Raw genomic sequence first — 19,222 nt, forward strand, 5'->3', positions numbered from 1 at the left:
TCCGACTAATCGATAATCGCTGAGCGACAAGTAGTGGGTCGGTAGTGGCGAGTGTCAAGGGATCTTTCAAAACCCGCTGGATGAAGCACAGTTCGCACGCACCGCAGGTTGCGAACGGGTAACGCCTTCGTTGACAGGCCTTGACCGTCGCCTGGCAGGTCCTCGATGGTGAGCTCGCTATCGATAAGCGATAAGCGATAAGCGATCGATGGAGGGTTCGATGGTTTCGGGTTCTCGCCGGCACCTGGTCAAGCTGGGTGCCATCGCCATATCCGCCGCACTGCTCACGGGCTGCTCGACCGGCTCGGACTCAGCAGGCGGCGACAAGAACATCCGCATGCTGGTCAACATCACTCCGGTGCTGACCAAGCAGTTCTACAAGGACCTGGTGGCGGGGTACGTCGCCAGTCACCCCGGAGTGAAGGTCACGATCGAGGCGCCCACCGGCAGGGGCATCGAGGACACGCTGAAGCAGCAACTGGCCGCGGGCAGCCCGCCCGACATCCTCGCCGGCGGGCAGAACACGGCTCTCGCCGGACAGATGGAGCCGCTGCCCGACGAGCAGTGGGTGAAGGACGCACCGTTCGCGGAGGCGTCCAAGCTGGACGGCAAGGTGTGGATGGCCGGCACCGGCGTCCAGCTCCAGTCGCTGGTGTTCTACAACAAGGCTGCCTTCGCCAAGGCCGGTGTCACCGGGACGCCCAAGACGGTCGACGAGTTCACCGCCGCGCTGCGCAAGCTGAAGGGCGCCGGTTACACGCCGCTGCAGACCGGTGGTGAGTGGACCACCGGCGCGCAGGCCCTGATGATGGCCAACCCGAACGTGATGAACACCGAGCCGCAGTGGTACGCGAAGCGGAACAAGGGCTCCGTGACCTTCGCCGGCAGCAACTACGCCAAGTACCTGGGCGTCTACCAGTCCTGGATCAAGGACGGCCTGGTTCCCAAGGACGCCAACGGCATCAAGTACCAGGACATGATCAACAACTTCACAGCCGGCAAGTCGGCGACGATGGTGATGGGCAACTGGCTGGCGGCCTCGCTCGCCGAAGCGAAGCCGGGCATCGACGCGGGCGTGTTCCCTGTCCCCACGTTCGACGGCTCCACGCCGCCGCAGGCGGCCAACCCGGCCATGCCGTACTCGGTGCTCAAGAGCTCCAGGCACGCGGACGCGGCAATGGACCTGGTGAAGTACCTGGTCAGCGACAAGAAGGCGATCACGAAGGCGCTGAGCGCGGAGGGCAACTTCCGTACCGGATACAGCTACGAAGCCTCCCCGCTGACCAAGGACATCGCGAAGCTCCTCGACAAGGCCGGCGGCAAGACCGTGGCGATCGGCCCCGGACTGGGCGACAACTCTTCCCCGGCGGGCTTCCCCGCGGAGTTCAACACCCAGGTCCAGAGCATGTATCTCGGGACGACAGCCGATCAGGTGGCGGGTGCCATGGACAAGTGGTGGGCCGCGAATGCGCCCAAGTAACAAGACGCTTACCGCTCCTGGACCGTCGGACAACCCGCCGGTCCCCGAGTACCCCCGTCACACTCACCACACTTCCCCGCGCCCGCTGCGCGCACGCGCCGCCCGCAGCCTGCCCAGCATCTTCATGGTCGGCCCCGCACTGGCGGCGATCGTGGCCTTCATCCTCATCCCCGTCGTGGTCGCCGGACGGCTCAGCCTCACCGACTGGGACGGTTTCTCCGACAACTCCAAATTCGTCGGCCTGGACAACTATGTTCAGCTGTTCCACGACCCGGACGTGGCGAGCGCGGCATACGTCACGCTCGTGATCGCGGTGGTCGGCACCGTGGCCTGCAACGTCCTGGGCCTGGGCCTCGCGGTCATGCTCAACGGCCAGGGGCGCGTCAAAGCGATGCTGCGGGGCCTGTTCTTCTACCCGCACGTGCTCGGCGCGGTCATCATCGGTTTCCTGTGGTCGGCCATACTGAGCAGCGAGGGAGCGGTCAACACCCTCCTGACCGCGGCGCACCGCTCGAAGATCCCGTTCCTGTCCGATCCGCAGTGGGCGCTCGCAGCGGTCGTCTTCGTGGTGATCTGGTCGACGTTCGGGGTGAACGTGGTCCTCTACCTCGCCGGGCTGCAGACGATCCCCGAGTCGCTCCTGGAGGCGGCGCGCATCGACGGCGCCTCACGCTGGCAGACGTTCCGCCAGGTCGTGCTGCCGATGCTGGCACCCACGGTGACGATCAACGTGGTCCTCGTACTCGTCCAACTGCTGCGGGTCTACGACCTGGTACTGGCGATGACCGACGGTGGTCCGGCCGGCCACACGCAGACGTACGCGTACCTGGTCCTGTCGGAGTCGTTCCTGAACGGGAAGATCGGCTACGCCTCGGCCCAGAGCATCGTCCTCATGATCGTCATCGCGGTGCTCGCCGTCGTGATCGTCTCGCTGCGCCAACGCAGCGAGAAGGCGGTGGAACTGTGAACCGCAATGCAGGCAGCCGCGTCGGCTCGGTCATTCTCGGCCTCTTCGCACTGGTCATGCTGGCGCCGCTGTACCTCGTGATCGTCAACGCGTTCAAACCGGAGTCGGCGATCCGTCAACGGCCGTTCTCCGCCGACCCGGGCGTGCTGTCCACGGACTATCTCCGATCGGCACTATCGTCACCGGACTACAACATCATCAAGGCGTTCGGTGTGACGGTGATGTTCGTGGTCCTGGTCAACGCGCTGTCCCTGGCGCTGGCCGGTCCGGCCGCCTACGTCATCGCCCGGGGTACCCGCCCGTGGCACAAGGGGATGCTGCTGGTGTTCCTGGCCGGGCTGTTCATCCCCGGACAGGTCCTGGTCATCCCGGTGATCTACGTGCTGCGCTTCACGGGTCTGATGGGCACGATCCCCGGCTTCGTCCTGTACGAGGCGACGCTGACCCTGCCCCTGTCGATGTTCCTGTTCGTGGGCTACATCAAGTCCATCCCCCGCGAGCTCGACGAGGCGGCGCAGATCGACGGCGCGGGCCGACTGCGCACCTTCTGGCAAGTGATCTTCCCGCTGATGCAGCCGGTCGTGGTCACCGCGGTCGTCCTGCACACCATCGGAGTCTGGACGGACTTCGTGAACCCGCAGATCGTGCTGGGCCCGACATCGGGCCTGTATACCGTGATGACCGGCGTGTACTCCGCGATCGGTCTGCACACCACCGACCTGTCCGTGGTCTATCCGACGCTGCTCCTGGCGATCGCACCGGTGCTGGTCTTCTTCGTGATCATGCAACGCAAGATCGTCGGTGGCCTCACCGCCGGCGCGACGAAGGGGTGACCGTGGGCAAGCACATGGTGAGCGTGACGGCGTCCGTGCCGGCCTGCGAACCGCCGGCCTGGGCCGTACTGCAACGACAGCTGTTCTCGGTGCTGGACGAGGCATGGCGGGTCTTCGAGGACCGGTACTGCCACCCCGGCGGTGGGCTGCGCTTCGACGGGGAACTGAAAGGCCGTGACGGGGCGGACGACTTCTACGAACCGTTCTTCAACTGGCCGATGCTGTACATGCTCGGCGGGGCGGACGACCTGCTCGACGCCAGCAAGAAGCACTGGAACGGGATCACCCGGCAGCTTTCCGACGCCGGGTTCCTGGTCGACGAGTACGAGCGCGGGTACGACTGGTTCCACCAGGGCGAGTCGCTGCTGATGTTCTACGGGATCTGCGCGGCCGACCCGTCCGACGAGGCGTTCCGCCGGCGGGCGCTGCGCTTCGCCGACCTCTACCTGCCCACCTCGCCCGTCGGCAACGTCGACGGCTCGCAGCGGATCATCCGGGCTCCGCACACCGGGGCCGGCGGGCCGCGCCGGGGGGTGGATGACGCATGGGCGCAGGGGTTCGGCGCGGAACTGGCCAACATGAAACCGTACGGCCTGCCCCTGGAGGATCTGCCCGGCATCGACACCTGGGACGACCTGGCCGACCCCGTCAACGCGCGGCGTATGGGCGAGGCGATGAACCGGCGGCTCGGCGACGGCGACGTCGCGGTGAACCTCGCTTCCACCTCGCTGATCGCCAACGCGTGGCTGTACACGGGCGAGGACCGGTACCGCGACTGGCTCGTCGACTACGTGCAGGCCTGGCGGGACCGGGCCACCGCCGCAGGCGGTGTCATCCCCGACAACGTGGGACCCTCCGGGGAGGTCGGCGAGCTGCACGACGGCCGCTGGTACGGCGGCCCGTACGGCTGGACCTGGCCGCACGGTCTGCACAGCGTCGGCGCGGTCGCGGTCGTCGCTGCCATGAACGCCGCCCTGGTCACCGGCGACAACGCGTGGTTCGACCTGGCCCGCGCCCCACTGGACCGGGTGCTGGAAGAGGCGACGCGCGGGCCGGTTCGTGACGGTGACTCCAGCATGGCCACGACCTGGCTCCAGCGTCTCGGGCCTGATGCCGACAGCAACCTGCAACTGGTGCCCTACCGGTACGGCCTGCACGGCTGGTTCGACCACCAGCCGCTGCAGATCGCCTTCCCGGCCTGGATCTGGTGGTGCTCCGGCGACCCGCAGGACCGGCAGCGACTGGACCGCGTGGAGCGCGAATGCGGCTACGACTGGACGACCGTGCACGCCTTCCGCGACAAGGAGGAGGCCGGACACGAGGCGCCGTGGCTCGCCTACCTCGACGGTCGCAACCCCGACTACCCGGCCCGAGCCCTCGGCATGGCGCTGGGGCAGGTCGCCCGCAGGATGGCACTCGTCCGCGAGGATGCGACGACCACCCGCACCGATGACATCCACTGGTGGCAGCGGCTCAATCCCGTGGTGACAGAGATTCTGGTGCAGCTGACCACCGGCGCTCCCGCCACCCCCTACAACGGGGGGCTCCAGCAGGCACGGGTGCGCTACTGGGACGCCGACCGCGGCCGTCCCGGCCTGCCGGCCGACGTCGCCGCCCTCGTCGAGGGCCTCGACGAGGCCCGGGTCGGCGTCCAGTTGGTCAACCTGAGCAATACGCGTGAGCGGCGTGTGGCCGTGCAGGCCGGCGCGTTCGCCGAGGACGGCATCGACCATGTCGTGGTGGATCAGCTCGACAGCGGCTACCCCGGCCCGAACCGCGCCTACCGGGCCGACGAGCTCACGACCAGTACCCGGCGCATCGACGTGCACGACAACCACCTGCTGGTGATCCTGCCGCCCGGGACCCGGCTCGATCTGACCCTGCAGGTGCGGCGCCGTCAGTTCACCCCGAGCCACCCCACGTTCGACCGATACCAGGAGAAGTAGAATGACGAACGACGAGCATGCCCAGCCGGTGTTTCCCCTTCCGGTGCGCGGCGACACATATCGGCGCGCCGATGCGGAGCTGGTGGATCAGATGGGCCAGGTGAGCAGCGCCACCGCGTGCGCGAAGCTTCATGGCCTGGGCATCAGGCGCACGTGGATGGAAGGGCCGCAGCCCCTCACAACCGGGCAGAAGATCGCCGGGTCGGCGTTGACGCTCCAGTTCATGCCGCAGCGCGAGGACATAGCCAGCGGCCTGGCCCAGGAGGCCGTCGAACGCCAAACCGCCCTGTGGGCGGTCCTGGAGGCGGTACAGCCCGGCGACGTCCTCGTCATCCAGGCGTACGGGTCGGCGTTCAGCGGCTGCGTCGGCGACATGCTCGTCCGCTACTTCAAGCGCAAGGGCGGCGCCGGGATCGTCGTCGACGGCCGGATCCGGGACGCTCCGCGGGTCCGCGAGCTCGGCGTGCCGATCTGGTGCACCGGTACCACCCCGCACTACGCCTCCCAGTCGGAGCTGTTCCCCTGGGCGTACGACGTGCCGGTTGCCGCCGGAGGAGTGCTGTGCCTGCCCGGCGACATCGTGGTCGCCGACGACGACGGCGCCGTCGTCGTCCCCCAGGCGACCGCGCCGGAGGTGGTCGCCACGGCTCAGGACCACCAGGAGTGGGAGGTGTTCAGCCGGATGCGTCTCGACCAGGGCGCCCGGCTCGGCAACTACTACCCGCTGACGTCGGAGTCGCGCGCGGAGTACGAGCAGTGGCGCGACCAGCAGCGGTCGTCCCAGCGATGAACCATGTCTCGGGCCCGGGTGTGCTGGGCCACACCGGTCTCACGGTCGGCAGGCTCGGCCTGGGCTGCGCGCCCCTGGGCAACCTGTACGAGCCGGTTCCGGAGCAGGACGCCACCGGCACGGTGCGTGCCGCGCTGGCGGGCGGGACGCGCCTGTTCGACACCGCCCCCCGGTACGGCAACGGCGTGTCCGAACAGCGCCTCGGCCAGGTGCTGGCCGGGGTACCCAGGTCCGAGGTCGTCGTCGCGACCAAGGTCGGATACCTCCTCACCGACGACGGGGCCGAGCCGGACTTCTCCTATGACGGCACCATGCGGTGCCTGGAGCAGAGCCTGACCCGGCTCGGCCTGGACCGGGTGGACATCGCGCACGTGCACGACCCCGACCACCATGAGCAGGAGGCTCTCGCGGGGGCCTTCCGCGCCCTGGTCGACCTGCGGGAGCAGGGCGTGGTGTCGGCGGTGGGCGCGGGCATGAACCAGAGCGGCATGCTGGAGCGGATCGTCGCGCAAGTCGACGTGGACTGCGTGCTGCTGGCCGGCCGGTACACTCTCCTCGATCAGGAAGCTCTGACGGGCCTGCTGCCTGAATGCGAGGCCCGCGGTGTCGGGGTCATCCTGGGCGGGGTGTACAACTCCGGCCTGCTGGCCGATCCCCGACCCGGCGCGAGGTACGACTACCGGACAGCCGAGCCGCACCAGGTTGCCGCCGCACTGGCCATCGCGGAGATCTGTGCCCGCCACGGGGTGCCGATGAAGGCGGCGGCCCTGCGGTTCGCGTGGGGGCATCCTGCCGTGTCCGCTCTGGTCGTCGGAGCCAGAACGGCCGATGAAGTGCGGGAGAACCTCGCCATGGCGCAGACCACCGTCCCCGCCGACCTGTGGGCGGAGCTGCGCGCAGCGGGACTGGTCCCGCAGGAGGTACCGACGCCGTGACCGTCATCGACGCACACGTCCACCTGTGGGACCCCGGCCTGCACGACCATGCGTGGCTGCGGTCCGCAGGCGAACTGGATCGCCCCTTCCTTCTCGACGACCTCACCGCGGCCTCCAGGTCGGTGACGGCTGTTGTCGTGCAGGCCGGGCGGACCGTGGACGAGGCCCGTTGGCTGCTGGGCCTGGCCGCGCGGTCCCCACGGATCGCCGGCGTCGTCGTCCACGCGGATCTCGCCGGCCCGGCCGCGGTGGACACGATCGACGCACTCCGCGCGGAGGACGGGGGTTCGGCGCTGGTCGGGGTCCGTGACCCGGTCGGGGCAGGCGAGGGCGCCCGCCTCGGGCTGCCTCAGGTGCGGCGCTCACTCGCGGCTCTCGGCGAGCGGGGCCTGGCCATGGACCTGCTGCTGGGGCACGGGACTCTGCGCGCGGCATACGCAGCGGCCAGGGACCTGCCGCAGGTGCGGTTCGTCGTCGACCACGCAGCCATCTCGGCCGTCGACGTGCGGCGCGAGGGCCTCGGCGCATGGGCCGCGCAACTGACGCCACTGGGCCGACTGCCCAACGTGGTGTGCAAGTTGTCCGGACTCGGCAAGGCCACCGCCGAACCGGGCGGAGTGCGCCTGGACGCCGTGGCGCGGGTGCTGCTCGACGTGTTCGGGCCTCGTCGGCTGATGTTCGGGTCCGATTGGCCGGTCAGCACACAGTGGTCGCCGTACGAGGACGTGGCCGGGGCCACGGCCCGGGTGCTGGACGGGCTGACCGCTGACGAGTCCGCCCTGGTCCGGGGTGGAACGGCCATCGGGGCATACCGACTTGATCTGGCGGACCCGTCCGCCGAAGACAGGATGACAATGATCCGGCAGAGGGAGCACTGATGACTGGTCTGAACGATCTGCTCGAACAGAACAGGGGCATGACGTCGGGCGGGCTGCTGTCCGACCGCGTCTACCGGCTGCTGCGCTCGGCCATCCTGAGCGGCGAGATGGCACCGGATCAGCGGATCGTCGAATCCGACATCGCCAAACGCCTGGGCATCAGTCAGGCCCCGGTGCGCGAGGCCGTCAAACGGCTGGTGCACGAGAGCCTGGTCACTCACGTGCCGCGGCTGGGCAGCCGGGTCGCCAGCATCTCGATCGAGCAGGCTGAGCAGGCACGGGAACTACGCGGTCTGCTGGAGGAGTTCGCCGCCCGAGCCGCCGCCCAGCGCCGCGCCGAGGGCTACGTCGACCAGCTGAACTCGGTGATCGACGACATGCGACGGGCGGCCCTGCACGACGACCCGAGCAGCTTCCGCGACAGCGACATGGCTTTCCACCGCCTCGTCTGCCAGGCCAGCGGCAACCACCTGCTGCCGCGGTTGTGGGAGGTGATGGAGCCCAGTCTCTGGACGCTGCGCGTGGTCTCCAACCCGTTCTACACCGGCAGCCGCGACAAGCTGGTCGACGAACACGCGCGCCTGCTCGACATACTCGTCAACGGCCGGGAGGACGACGCCGCAGAGGCCTTCCGTCGCCACGCGACCGGCGCGGCCAAGCCGTCGCAGCGCGACGAATAGAACCATCCGGCTGCAACACGGTAGGCGGGCGCGATCCGTACCGCGACCGTGTTCACCCATGTCCGCGGGGAACGGTACGGGTGCCGGCGTACGGCGAACCGGTGGGCGCGGGCGACGCGTTCGCCGACGGCCACCTGTACCGCCCTCTCCCGGCGCCTACTTGGGTGGCCCGGCTTCGGCTCGGCCACCTGATCGCCGCCGCGGCACCGGGGTGTGACCGGGAGATCGGGCCACTGCCGGCCGAGGACGCCGCTGAGTCACGCATCGAACGACATGGGAGGTTCCGCATGCCCCGGCAAGGCGCGCACGCCACCGGCTCCACCGATACCACGCGGATTCTGCTCACGGGCGCCGCGGGCAGGATCGGCACGCAACTGCGGCCGTCGGCGGCACGGGAGGGCCGCACGCTGCGGCTTCTCGACATCACCACGCCGCCCGCCGTCGAAGGGAGCGGAGCGGAGGAGACCGTGATCGCCTCCCTCACCGACACCGAGGCCCTGTTGGAGGCGTGCCGGGGCGTCAGCGCGATCGTCCATCTCGGCGGCCAGAGCGTCGAGTCCACCCTGGACGACGTACTGGACCGCAACGTGCGCGGCACACTGAACCTCCTGGAAGCGGCCCGGCTGGCCGGTGTGCCCCGGGTCGTCCTGGCCTCCTCGACACATGCCGTCGGCTTCCACCAGTACGACGGCACTCCGGTCGCCGCGGACGCACCGGCCCGCCCGGACACCCTCTACGGCTGGAGCAAGGCCGCGATCGAGTCCGCCGGACGGCTGTACCACGACCGCTTCGGCATGGACATCATCTGTCTGCGCATCGGAAGCTGGTTCCCGATGCCGAACGGGATGCGCGGGCTGTCCACCTGGCTGTCACCGGCCGACGGGCACCGCCTCGTCGAAGCCTGCCTGAGCTGCCGCGAACCCGGCTACCGGATCGTCTGGGGAGTCAGCCGCAACACCCGGGGCTGGGTGAGCCTGGCCGAAGGTGAGGCGATCGGCTACCACCCGCTCGACGACGCCGAGCAGTTCGCACCCGAGGTGATCGGCGAGTGCGGCCTGCCGGACCCTGCCGACCCGATCACACCCCGGCTAGGGGGCGACTGGTGCGCCATCCCGCTGGGGCAGACCTTGTGACAGCCATCCGTTCGTAACAGCCGTCCGTTCATAACAGCCAACTGCTCGTAACCGTCGGCCGGGTACCGCCTCGGCCGAGGTAACCCTTGAAGTGGAGATTCATCCATGAATACCGTGAAATGCGATGAACGAACAACGCGGCTCTCGGGACTGCTCTCCTTTCCTCTGACTCCCTTCGACGACGCCGACGAGGTCGACCTGGACGTCTTCGCCTCCCACGTCGAGGCACAGATCGCTGCCGGACCCGGCGGGCTGTTCGTGGCGTGCGGCACCGGCGAGTTCCCCGCGCTCGGGCTCGACGAGTACCGGCAGGTCGTGGCCACCGCGGTGAAGCAGGCCGCCGGACGCATACCGGTGTTCGCCGGGGCGGGTGGAGGCCCGCGGGTCGCGCGGAAGTTCGCGCTGGCCGCGCAGGAATGCGGCGTCGACGGACTGCTGTTGCTGCCCCCCTATCTGCTGACGTCCACCCCGCAGGGGCTGGTGCACCACATTCGCTACGTTGCCGCGGCCACACCGCTGCCGATCACCGTCTACCAGCGGGCCAACGCGGTCCTCGATCCGGCAGCCGCGGTGGAGCTGCTCGACATCCCGAACGTAGTGGGCATCAAGGACGGCCGCGGCGACGTCGACGCGATGCTGCGCCTGGTCACCGCCGTACGTACCAGCGGACACCCCCGCGCCGCCGAGTTCGGATTCCTCAACGGCCTGCCGACTGCGGAGCTCGGCGCACGGGCTTACGCGGCGATCGGCGTGGAGAGCTACTCCTCGGCGGTGCACTGCTTTGCCCCCGACATCGCCACCGCGTTCCACCGGGCTGTGCGCGACGACGACGAGGAGGCGCAGCGAACACTGCTGACGGAGTTCTACCTGCCGTTCGCCGCGCTGCGCGACCGCGTGCCCGGCTACGCCGTTTCGCTGGTCAAGGCCGGTGCGCAGCTGGCCGGTCTGGCCGTCGGCCCCGTCCGCCCGCCGCTGGTGGAGGCCGCACCGGAGCACGTCGCGCAACTCGCGTCCATCGTGGACCGCGGACGCACGGCGCTCCGTCGACTGGAGGAGTCCCGCGCATGACAACTGGTTCTCGTACGAGGAAGGGCCCCATGGAGCCACAGAGCCCGTCAGGGCACCCCACGATCGTCGACATCCGCATCACGCCCATCGCGTTCCCTGATCCGCCGTTGCTCAACGCCGTGGGCTGTCACGAGCCGTGGGCCCTGCGCGCGATCATCGAAGTCGACTGCGGGGACGGGCTCATCGGGCTCGGCGAGACGTACGGCGACGCCTCGCACCTGGCGGTGCTGCGTACGGTGGCACCGCTGCTGATCGGGCTTAACCCGTTCCGGACCGAATACATCAAGTCCGTGGTGGACGGGCTGCTCGGCACCGTTGACGCGCCGTCGGAGAAACTCGGTCCGTCCGGCGGCATGGGCCCGGAGAAGGTGTCGCTGCGGGTCTTCTCCGCATTCGAGGTCGCCTGCCTCGACGTACAGGGCCAGGCGATCGGCCGTCCGGTCCACGATCTCCTCGGCGGCCGGGTACGCGACGCCGTGCCCTTCTCGGCGTACCTGTTCTACAAGTGGGCGCAGCATCCCGGCGATGCCCCGGACCTCTTCGGCGCCGCGCTCGACCCTGCCGGGATCGTGGCCCAGGCCCGGACGATGGTGCAGAAGTACGGCTTCCAGTCGATCAAGTTGAAGGGCGGTGTCTTCCCTCCCGACGTGGAACTCGACGCCATTCGCGCGCTGCGCGAGGAGTTCCCCACGCTGCCGCTGCGCATCGATCCCAACGCCGCGTGGAGCGTCGAGACGTCCCGCCGGGTCGCCGCCGAGACCCAGGGCCTGCTGGAGTATCTCGAAGATCCGACCGAGGGCCTGGCCGGCATGGCCGCCGTCGCCGAGACCGCAGAAATGCCGCTGGCCACCAACATGTGCGTGGTCTCCTTCGACTACATCCCCGAGGCCGTCGAACGCGGCTCCGTTCAGGTCATCCTGTCCGATCACCACTACTGGGGCGGACTGCGGCAGTCCGTGCGCCTGGCGGGCATCTGCGAGACCTGGGGCCTTGGCCTGTCGATGCACTCCAACAGCCATCTCGGCATCAGCCTTGCCGCGATGACCCATCTCGGCGCGGCGCTGCCGCAGCTGTCCTACGCCGCCGACACCCACACGCCGTGGCAGCTGGGTTTCGACGTGGTGGAGGACCCGCTGACCTTCGTCGACGGCGCCGTACCCGTGCCGATGTCGCCGGGGCTCGGCGTGCGGCTGGACCGGGACGCGCTTGCCCGGCTGCATGAGAACTACCTTCGGCAGGGCATCACCGGACGCGACGACACGGGTTACATGCGCCGGTTCCACCCGGACTTCAACCCGACGAAGCCGCGGTGGTGACCGAGGATCCGGTCAGCAGCTCCGTCTCCCGCCGCCGCCCGACCAGGGCCGGGCCCCGCCTGTCCTCCGCCACTCTCGCCTCCGGGTTGGCCGAACCGCTCGCCCGGCTGCTCAAGGTTGTCGTCCGTAGGGGAGGTGCTGCCCCGGGTTCCGACGTCGGTGAGGTGGTGGCCCGCGAGCGGGGTCGGCAGGTGGCGCGTCCACGCGATGTCGGTGCCGGCGGTCTCGTGCATGACGCGCCACATGGCGGCCATGGCGTTCGCGTCACTTCGGGCAGCAGCGGTGCTTGCCCTTCTTCAGCCCGTACTTCTGGGGCTACTCGAATGCCAGTTGCTGAGCCTGCCCACGGTCCTTGAGGTGCGCTTCGTACTGCTCCGCTGTCCATTCGGGCGGCCGGGTGTCGTGGGCTGCGACCCCATAGGGCCACGCAACGCCTCCGCAGTCGTTCTTGCCGAATATGGGAATCGCGCTGGTCTTGCTGACGCTCTTGTGCGGCCCCTCTGGTGATGATGGATGAACATAGAAGCCGGGCCAGCCTTCACAGGCTGGCCCGGACAGGGTGTCAGGCTTGGTCACGCACTGGTGCGAGATTCCCACATTTGTGCCCGTGCGGCTGTTAACTCGTCGAGGCCGCGTACGTTGAGATCCAGGGTCCGAACCGGCTCGCCCTCCCACCGCTTCGGCGCCGTGGTCGTGATGATCGCCGCGTCCGAGCGGTCGGGGGTGGGCTGCGCAGCGAACTGGCTGTGGGCCGCCGCCCACGTCTCTTGCCGGGCGAGAGCCAGCGCGGCAGCGGCCACGCCTCCTTCGGCCACGACCCCGACCCGTTCGCCGAGCGCCTCGCCGACACCGTCCGATTGACCGTCGACGCCGAGCAGGACGACAGCCCGGTGATCGAGCTCTCCATCCCGGAGTTCCGCCGACTGCTCGACGGTGCCGAGCATGACCTGACCAACTTCCTTTCAATAGCCGCTGACTGAGTGTCGCAGTACCTGCCGGACCACTTCACCCCCGTCACCGCCGCGCTCGCGCGCGTACTCGCCCTGCCCGCGTCGTCCGTGCCGTCAAAGCCATGGGTTGACGGCACTGCTCCGCCGATCAACTGATGGCCGTATGCCTCCGGCGCAATCGTCGTGTGCGACACGGTGAGCATGTCGCGCGCAGAAGAAATGAAACGCCGTGATCGCTCCCGAGCGAGCCGGTTGCGCGTAGTCGTACACCGGCCGTCCCGCGCCGTGATGCCGCAGGTCAAGAGCACAGGCTGCACTACACCCGGCTCGTGTAGGGCGAAGACCTCGGACGATGGGTCACGGCGCAGCGGCTGCCCGCGCCGCAGTCACGCCCGTCCCCGCAGGTGCCTGCGTACGCGCCCGTCATGTCCGAGGCACCCGTGCGCTCCGTGATCTCGACAGCAGGCGTGCGAGCACCCCGTTTCCGGTGGGGTGCTCTTCCTCGTTTCCCGACGATGGCCCCGTCAGGGGCTTGGCGTTGCGGGCTCGTATCCCTAAGTTATGAGCAGAACATGAGTCCCGCTCACATTTAAGGATCTATGCGATGACCATGGTTCAACCTCCGTACCGCAGACTCAGATCCCTCACGGTGGTGTCACTGCTCCTCGCCGTGATGACCCTGGCACTCGGCCCGATGCCCAGCTCCGCGGCGGAGCCCAACTGGTGGGATCCGACCGCCCGGCCCGCACCCGACGCGCAGATCGGCGTCGCGGGCGAGCCCTTCAAGGGCACCGACGCCCAGGGGCGTGTAAGGGGCTTCGTCGACGCCCACGACCACATCATGTCCAACGAGGGCTTCGGCGGCCGGCTGATCTGCGGCAAGCCGTTCTCGGAGCAGGGCGTCGCCGACGCGCTCAAGGACTGCCCCGAACACTACCCAGACGGCACGGGCGCCGTCTTCGACTTCATCACCAAGGGCGACGGGAAGCACGACCCCAACGGGTGGCCCACGTTCAAGGACTGGCCCGCCCACGACTCGCTGACCCACCAGCAGAACTACTACGCCTGGATCGAGCGGGCCTGGCGCGGCGGCCAGCGGGTGCTGGTCAACGACCTGGTCACCAACGGCGTGATCTGCTCGGTCTACTTCTTCAAGGACCGCAGCTGCGACGAGATGACCGCCATCCGTCTTGAGGCGCAGAAGTCGTACGACATGCAGGCCTTCATCGACAAGATGTACGGCGGCCCGGGCAAGGGCTGGTTCCGGATCGTCACCGACAGTGCGCAGGCCCGCGAGGTCATCAAGCAGGGCAAGCTGGCCGTCGTCCTGGGGGTCGAGACCTCCGAGCCGTTCGGCTGCAAGCAGATCCTGGACGTCGCGCAGTGCAGCAAGGAGGACATCGACCGCGGCCTCGACGAGCTGTACAAACTGGGAGTGCGCAGCATGTTCCTGTGTCACAAGTTCGACAACGCCCTGTGCGGGGTGCGCTACGACTCCGGCGCCCTCGGTACGGCCATCAACGTGGGCCAGTTCCTGTCGACCGGCACCTTCTGGAAGACGGAGACCTGCCGCGGCCCGCAGCACGACAATCCCATCGGCAACGTGAAGGCACCCGGGGCGGAGAAGCAGCTGCCGGCGGGGGTGGCCGTCCCCTCGTACGCCTCGGACGCGCAGTGCAACACCCGCGGGCTGACCGGCCTGGGTGCGTACGCGGTGCGCGGCATGATGGAACGTCACATGATGCTGGAGCTCGACCACATGAGTGTCAAGGCCGCGGATCAGGCCTTCGACATCCTGGAGTCCGAGTCGTACCCGGGCGCCATCTCCTCGCACAGCTGGATGGACCTGGGCTGGACCGAGCGGCTCTACAAGCTCGGCGGGTTCGCCGCCCAGTACATGAGCGGCTCCGAGGCGTTCAGCGCGGAGGCCGAGCGCACGGACGCGCTGCGCGAGAAGTACAAGGTCGGCTACGGCTACGGCACCGACATGAACGGTGTCGGCGGCTGGCCCGCCCCGCGGGGCGGGGACACCCCGAACCCGGTCAAGTACCCCTTCCGCAGCACGGACGGCGGCTCGGTGATCGACAAGCAGACCGCCGGCGAACGCACATGGGACTTCAACACCGATGGCGCCGCGCACTACGGCATGGTCCCGGACTGGATCGAGGACATCCGGATCGACGGCGGCCAGGGGGTCGTGGACGACCTCTTCTCGGGCGCCGAGTCCTACCTCCGCACCTGGGGCAACACCGAGCAGCACACGTCCGGGGCGAACCTGGCCTCGGGCGCCACCGCCTCGGCGTCCTCGTCGGAATGGTGGAACCCGTTCGTCAGCTTCGCGCCCGGCAAGGCCGTGGACGGCGACAACGGCACCCGCTGGGCCAGCGAGTGGAACAACGACCAGTGGCTGCGGATCGACCTCGGATCCTCGAAGCCGGTCGAGCGTGTCACCCTCGACTGGGAGGCGGCGTACGCGAAGTCGTACCGCGTCGAGCTGTCGGGTGACGGCACGGCCTGGAAGACGGTCTGGTCCACGACCGCCGGTGACGGTGGCCTGGACACGGCGCGTTTCGCCGGAACTCCGGCGCGCTACATACGGATCAAGGGGCTGGAGCGCGGCACCCAGTGGGGCTACTCACTTCGCGAGGTCGGCGTCTACGCCAACTGACGCACCCGTGAGGCGGTGTCCAGAGCCGGGGCCGGCCGAATCAGCTCTCCTGATCCGGCCGGCCCCGGCTGACTTTCCGGCGCGTTCGCCGACCGAGCCGCGCAGAGCGCAGGGAACCACACGCCGCGAAATTCGATAGCCCCCGTCAGGGGCTTGGCGTTGCGGGCTCGCATGCCTAACGTATGAGCAGAACATGAGCCCTACTCACGTTTGAGGATTTTCGTGATCACTCACCACTCCGAAGCCCGCCTCTGGCTCCTGAGCACCCCTGGCACCTCGTACGCCTTCCGGCTGGACGCCGACGACGTCCCCCGGCACGTGCACTGGGGCCGACCGCTGACCCCGGAGCAGGCCGTCGTGATCGCGGCCGACCTGCCCGGCGAGGACCCCGGCGGCGACGACCCTGGGGGTGAGGAGTACGTGGTCGAGGGCGGCCTGCGGTTCGGGGCGCCGTCGCTGACCGTCCGGTTCGACGACGGTGTCCGTGGCTTCGAGTGGCGGTTCCTCTCGCACACGGTCGAGGACGACCTGCTCACGCTCTCCTTCACCGACCGTGTCCGCTCCCTCGGTCTCGACCTGCACTACCGGCTCCGGGACGGCCATGACCAGATCGAGCGCTGGGCCGTCCTCACCGCTGACGAGCCGGTTGACGTCCTGCGGTTCGACTCCGCCGCCTGGACGCTGCCCGCCCGCGACGACTACCGGGTCAGTCATGTGGTGGGGGAATGGGGCCGGGAGTTCCAACTCCGGCGCGACCGGGTGCCCGTCGGGGAGACCGTGTTCACCAGCCGCCTCGGCATCACGGGACAGCACGCCGGGCCGTGGCTGATGCTCGACGCGCAGGACGCCGCCGAGGAGCACGGCGAGGTCTGGAGCGCGGCCCTGGCCTGGAGCGGCAGCCGCCGGATCACCCTGCGCCGCGACACCTACGGCCGCGCCTCCTGGACGGGCGGGTTCGGCCACGAGGGCCTGGTCTGGAAGCTGACCGCCGGCGAGCGTCTGGAGACCCCCGTCTTCACCGGGCTGTATGCCCCCGACGGCTTCGGCGGCACCAGCCGCCGCTGGCACGCCTACATCGAACGCGAGGTGCTGCCCGCCCGTCCCGCCGAACGCCCTTTGATCTTCAACTCGTGGGAGGCGACCGAGTTCGACATCAGCGAGCAGCAGCAGACCGACCTGGCCGGCCTGGCCGCGGGTCTCGGCGTCGAGGTCTTCGTCGTGGACGACGCCTGGTTCGGCGCCCGCACCAGCGACATGGCCGGGCTCGGCGACTGGTGGCCCAACCCCGACCGCTTCCCGAACGGCCTGGGCCCGCTCGCCGACCACGTCCGCACGCTGGGCATGGGCTTCGGCCTGTGGGTCGAGCCCGAGGCGGTCAACCCCGACAGCGACCTCTACCGTGCGCACCCCGACTGGATCCTCTGCCAGGACGGCCGTACCCGCACCCGGCGCCGCCACCAGCACGTGCTGAACTTCGCCCGCCGCGACGTCCGGGAATGGGCGGTCGACTGGCTGGTAAGGACCGTCACCGAGCTGGACGTGGTCTTCCTCAAATGGGACATGAACCGGCCCTTCAGCGAGGCAGGGCAGCCTGGTGCCGCCGACCCCGACCGGGTCTGGATCGAGCACACGCGCGGCGTCTACGAGGTGATGGACCGGCTGCGCGCCGCCCGTCCCGGCCTGTACCTGGAATCGTGCGCGGGCGGCGGCGGCCGGGCCGACCTGGGCGTGCTGGCCCGCGCCGACCAGGTCTGGACGTCGGACAACACCGACGCCGCCGACCGGGTCGCGATCCAGCACGGCCACGGCCAGCTGCTGCCCGCCCGGACCATGGGCGCCTGGGTCACCGACAGCCCGCACAGCTTCAGCGCCCGCCCGACCTCGATCCGGTACCGCTTCCATGTCTCGATGGCCGGGGCGCTGGGCATCGGCGGCAACCTGCGGAACTGGAGCGAGGAGGATCTGGCCTGGGCCCGCATGCTGGTCGAGCAGTACAAGCGGATCCGGCCCGTGGTGCACGGCGGCGTCCAGTACCGCCTGGAGCACGACGCCGTGCAGTACCTCACCGAGAACGAGGTCGTCGTCTTCCAGTTCCAGCCGTCCGCGCTGACCCGCTCGGTCGCCCGCACCCGGCTGAAGGGCCTCGACCCCGACGCCCGCTACCGGGACGAGACCACCGGCACCGTCCACGAGGGCGCCGTCCTGCTCAGCCACGGCCTCCCGCCGCTGCTGTCCTTCGACTGGACGAGCGAGCTCGTCCACCTCAAGAGAGTGTCCCGATGAGCCTTGCCCCCGAGCTGCCCGATCACCCCGAGCGCAGCCGGCTGTCCGAGCGCCCCGAGGCCCTCGCCGAGCCCGTCCGCCGGGTCGGCCCCGGCTGGGTCGCCCTGTACGTCCTGGCCAACGTCGGGGTGTTCATCCCGATGCAGGTGCCCACCACGTTCCTGATGCCCGAGCAGATCGCCCAGATCGACCCGGCGGGGAAGGTCGGCAGCTACGCCTGGGTCAGCATGATGGGCGCGATCTCGGGCATCGTCATCGCACCGCTGGCCGGCGCGCTCAGCGACCGCACCACCAGCCGGTTCGGCCGCCGCCGGCCGTGGCTGCTCGTGGGCTCGCTCGTCTGCATGGCGACGCTGGTCTTCACCGGCCTCCAGACGACGGTCGTCGGGGTCGCGCTCGGCTCCCTCGTGCTGTCCGCCTCGTTCATGATCATCGGCGCCGGACTCTCCCCGGTGGTGCCCGACCAGGTCCCGGTCGCCCAGCGCGGCGCCGTGCTGGGCTGGGCCATGGTCCCGCAGGCGGGCGCCCTGATCGCGGGCGGGCTACTGATCGGTCTGGTCACGGGCTTCGCCTCGCAGTACCTGCTGATGGCCGCACTGCCGCTCCTGATCCTGCTGTTCGCGACCACCATGAAGGATCCGCCGCTGCCCCGCCGACACCGCGAGCCGTTCTCGCTGCGTACCTTCCTGGACGGCTACCGGATCAGCCCGCGCGCGCACCCCGACTTCGTCTGGGCGATGAGCTCCCGCTTCATCATGGGTCTCGGCTACGGCATGGGCACGCTCTACCTGCCGTACTTCCTGGACGACGTACTGCACTACGAGAAGTTGTTCCCCGGCCAGTCCACCGAGGACGGTCTGCTCATCGTGATCGGCATCAATTGCCTGGCCACGATCTCTACGGTCGTCCTCAGCGGCTGGCTCTCCGACAAGCTGGGCAAGCGGCGCATGCTGGTCTTCCTCGGCGGCGTCACGATGGCCGTCGCCGCAGTCCCGCTCGCGCTGTCGCCCACGTGGACCATGACGCTGGTCGCGGCCGTCATCCTGGGCCTGGGCTACGGCGTGTATCTGGCCGTCGACACCGCCCTGGTCACCGAGGTGCTCCCCGCCTCGGCGGACCGCGGCAAAGACATGGCCCTGGCCAACCTGATGACCTCCCTGCCCTACGTCCTCGTCCCCCCGATCGCCTCGGTCGTGCTCGGCGGTCCGGGAGGCTACAGCTCGCTGTTCCTCTGCTCTGCGGCCATGTCCGCGCTGGGCGCGGTATTGGTCTGGAAGGTCAAGGCCGTCCGCTAG

Annotated in this window: 16 protein-coding genes; 15 read left to right on the forward strand and 1 reads right to left on the reverse strand. The window is 69.2% G+C overall.

Translation table 11 applies throughout. From position 1 onward, the window contains the following. Window positions 1-220 precede the first annotated feature (220 nt). The 11 genes from ACIOMQ_RS38760 to ACIOMQ_RS38810 all read left to right on the forward strand — a co-directional run bounded on the left by ACIOMQ_RS38760 (window position 221) and on the right by ACIOMQ_RS38810 (window position 12,026). Entirely contained in the window at window positions 221-1,480 is a 1,260-nt protein-coding gene (locus ACIOMQ_RS38760; RefSeq protein WP_401270758.1) for an ABC transporter substrate-binding protein, read from the forward strand. Further along, window positions 1,467-2,447, forward strand: a complete 981-nt coding sequence (locus ACIOMQ_RS38765; protein WP_402192460.1) for a carbohydrate ABC transporter permease — start codon at window positions 1,467-1,469, stop codon at window positions 2,445-2,447. The genes ACIOMQ_RS38760 and ACIOMQ_RS38765 overlap by 14 nt, the downstream gene beginning before the upstream one ends. After that, complete coding sequence (locus ACIOMQ_RS38770; RefSeq protein WP_402192462.1) at window positions 2,444-3,280, forward strand: carbohydrate ABC transporter permease; 837 nt, start codon at window positions 2,444-2,446, stop codon at window positions 3,278-3,280. The genes ACIOMQ_RS38765 and ACIOMQ_RS38770 overlap by 4 nt, the downstream gene beginning before the upstream one ends. 2 nt (window positions 3,281-3,282) lie before the next feature. Further along, complete coding sequence (locus ACIOMQ_RS38775; protein WP_402192464.1) at window positions 3,283-5,226, forward strand: hypothetical protein; 1,944 nt, start codon at window positions 3,283-3,285, stop codon at window positions 5,224-5,226. A 1-nt stretch (window position 5,227) separates the two neighbouring features. After that, the gene (locus ACIOMQ_RS38780) at window positions 5,228-6,016 is read left to right on the forward strand and encodes a ribonuclease activity regulator RraA (RefSeq protein WP_362208804.1); all 789 of its coding nucleotides are present in this window, start codon (window positions 5,228-5,230) and stop codon (window positions 6,014-6,016) included. Further along, entirely contained in the window at window positions 6,013-6,951 is a 939-nt protein-coding gene (locus ACIOMQ_RS38785; protein ID WP_401989159.1) for an aldo/keto reductase, read from the forward strand. Before ACIOMQ_RS38780 ends, ACIOMQ_RS38785 begins: the two co-directional genes overlap by 4 nt. Continuing rightward, complete coding sequence (locus ACIOMQ_RS38790; RefSeq protein ID WP_402192467.1) at window positions 6,948-7,829, forward strand: amidohydrolase family protein; 882 nt, start codon at window positions 6,948-6,950, stop codon at window positions 7,827-7,829. Before ACIOMQ_RS38785 ends, ACIOMQ_RS38790 begins: the two co-directional genes overlap by 4 nt. Continuing rightward, a complete protein-coding gene (locus ACIOMQ_RS38795) occupies window positions 7,829-8,509 on the forward strand; it encodes a GntR family transcriptional regulator (protein ID WP_241200358.1) in 681 nt (226 codons plus the stop codon). The genes ACIOMQ_RS38790 and ACIOMQ_RS38795 overlap by 1 nt, the downstream gene beginning before the upstream one ends. A 287-nt stretch (window positions 8,510-8,796) precedes the next feature. Beyond that, window positions 8,797-9,642 (forward strand): NAD(P)-dependent oxidoreductase, encoded by an 846-nt coding sequence (locus ACIOMQ_RS38800; protein WP_362208812.1) that lies wholly within the window; start codon window positions 8,797-8,799, stop codon window positions 9,640-9,642. Between the two features lie 105 nt (window positions 9,643-9,747). Next, window positions 9,748-10,710 (forward strand): 5-dehydro-4-deoxyglucarate dehydratase, encoded by a 963-nt coding sequence (locus tag ACIOMQ_RS38805; protein WP_402192469.1) that lies wholly within the window; start codon window positions 9,748-9,750, stop codon window positions 10,708-10,710. A 29-nt stretch (window positions 10,711-10,739) separates the two neighbouring features. Further along, on the forward strand, window positions 10,740-12,026 hold the full coding sequence (locus ACIOMQ_RS38810) for a glucarate dehydratase family protein (protein ID WP_402192471.1): 1,287 nt from the start codon (window positions 10,740-10,742) through the stop codon (window positions 12,024-12,026). A 315-nt stretch (window positions 12,027-12,341) separates the two neighbouring features. Here ACIOMQ_RS38810 and ACIOMQ_RS38815 read toward each other — a convergent pair whose 3' ends face one another. Then, on the reverse strand, window positions 12,342-12,602 hold the full coding sequence (locus ACIOMQ_RS38815) for a hypothetical protein (protein ID WP_401944361.1): 261 nt from the start codon (window positions 12,600-12,602) through the stop codon (window positions 12,342-12,344). A 191-nt stretch (window positions 12,603-12,793) separates the two neighbouring features. Between ACIOMQ_RS38815 and ACIOMQ_RS38820 the strand changes: the two genes are divergently transcribed. The 4 genes from ACIOMQ_RS38820 (at window position 12,794) to ACIOMQ_RS38835 (ending at window position 19,222) form a co-directional block, all read left to right on the forward strand. Beyond that, on the forward strand, window positions 12,794-13,006 hold the full coding sequence (locus ACIOMQ_RS38820) for a hypothetical protein (protein ID WP_402192499.1): 213 nt from the start codon (window positions 12,794-12,796) through the stop codon (window positions 13,004-13,006). Window positions 13,007-13,580: 574 nt separating this feature from the next. Continuing rightward, complete coding sequence (locus ACIOMQ_RS38825) at window positions 13,581-15,644, forward strand: discoidin domain-containing protein (protein WP_402192473.1); 2,064 nt, start codon at window positions 13,581-13,583, stop codon at window positions 15,642-15,644. 222 nt (window positions 15,645-15,866) lie between these two features. After that, a complete protein-coding gene (locus ACIOMQ_RS38830) occupies window positions 15,867-17,927 on the forward strand; it encodes an alpha-galactosidase (RefSeq protein ID WP_402192475.1) in 2,061 nt (686 codons plus the stop codon). Further along, window positions 17,924-19,222, forward strand: a complete 1,299-nt coding sequence (locus tag ACIOMQ_RS38835; RefSeq protein ID WP_402192477.1) for an MFS transporter — start codon at window positions 17,924-17,926, stop codon at window positions 19,220-19,222. The genes ACIOMQ_RS38830 and ACIOMQ_RS38835 overlap by 4 nt, the downstream gene beginning before the upstream one ends.

The sequence above is a fragment of the Streptomyces sp. NPDC087845 genome, assembly GCF_044742755.1.
In the GTDB taxonomy this organism is placed as follows: domain Bacteria; phylum Actinomycetota; class Actinomycetes; order Streptomycetales; family Streptomycetaceae; genus Streptomyces.

Bases quoted from the DNA above. Each gene is read 5' to 3' on its own strand.
- ACIOMQ_RS38760 (WP_401270758.1), top strand. From the start codon at position 221: ATGGTTTCGGGTTCTCGCCGGCACCTGGTCAAGCTGGGTGCCATCGCC.
- ACIOMQ_RS38765 (WP_402192460.1), top strand. From the start codon at position 1,467: ATGCGCCCAAGTAACAAGACGCTTACCGCTCCTGGACCGTCGGACAAC.
- ACIOMQ_RS38780 (WP_362208804.1), top strand. From the start codon at position 5,228: ATGACGAACGACGAGCATGCCCAGCCGGTGTTTCCCCTTCCGGTGCGC.
- ACIOMQ_RS38785 (WP_401989159.1), top strand. From the start codon at position 6,013: ATGAACCATGTCTCGGGCCCGGGTGTGCTGGGCCACACCGGTCTCACG.
- ACIOMQ_RS38795 (WP_241200358.1), top strand. From the start codon at position 7,829: ATGACTGGTCTGAACGATCTGCTCGAACAGAACAGGGGCATGACGTCG.
- ACIOMQ_RS38800 (WP_362208812.1), top strand. From the start codon at position 8,797: ATGCCCCGGCAAGGCGCGCACGCCACCGGCTCCACCGATACCACGCGG.
- ACIOMQ_RS38805 (WP_402192469.1), top strand. From the start codon at position 9,748: ATGAATACCGTGAAATGCGATGAACGAACAACGCGGCTCTCGGGACTG.
- ACIOMQ_RS38810 (WP_402192471.1), top strand. From the start codon at position 10,740: ATGGAGCCACAGAGCCCGTCAGGGCACCCCACGATCGTCGACATCCGC.
- ACIOMQ_RS38825 (WP_402192473.1), top strand. From the start codon at position 13,581: ATGACCATGGTTCAACCTCCGTACCGCAGACTCAGATCCCTCACGGTG.
- ACIOMQ_RS38835 (WP_402192477.1), top strand. From the start codon at position 17,924: ATGAGCCTTGCCCCCGAGCTGCCCGATCACCCCGAGCGCAGCCGGCTG.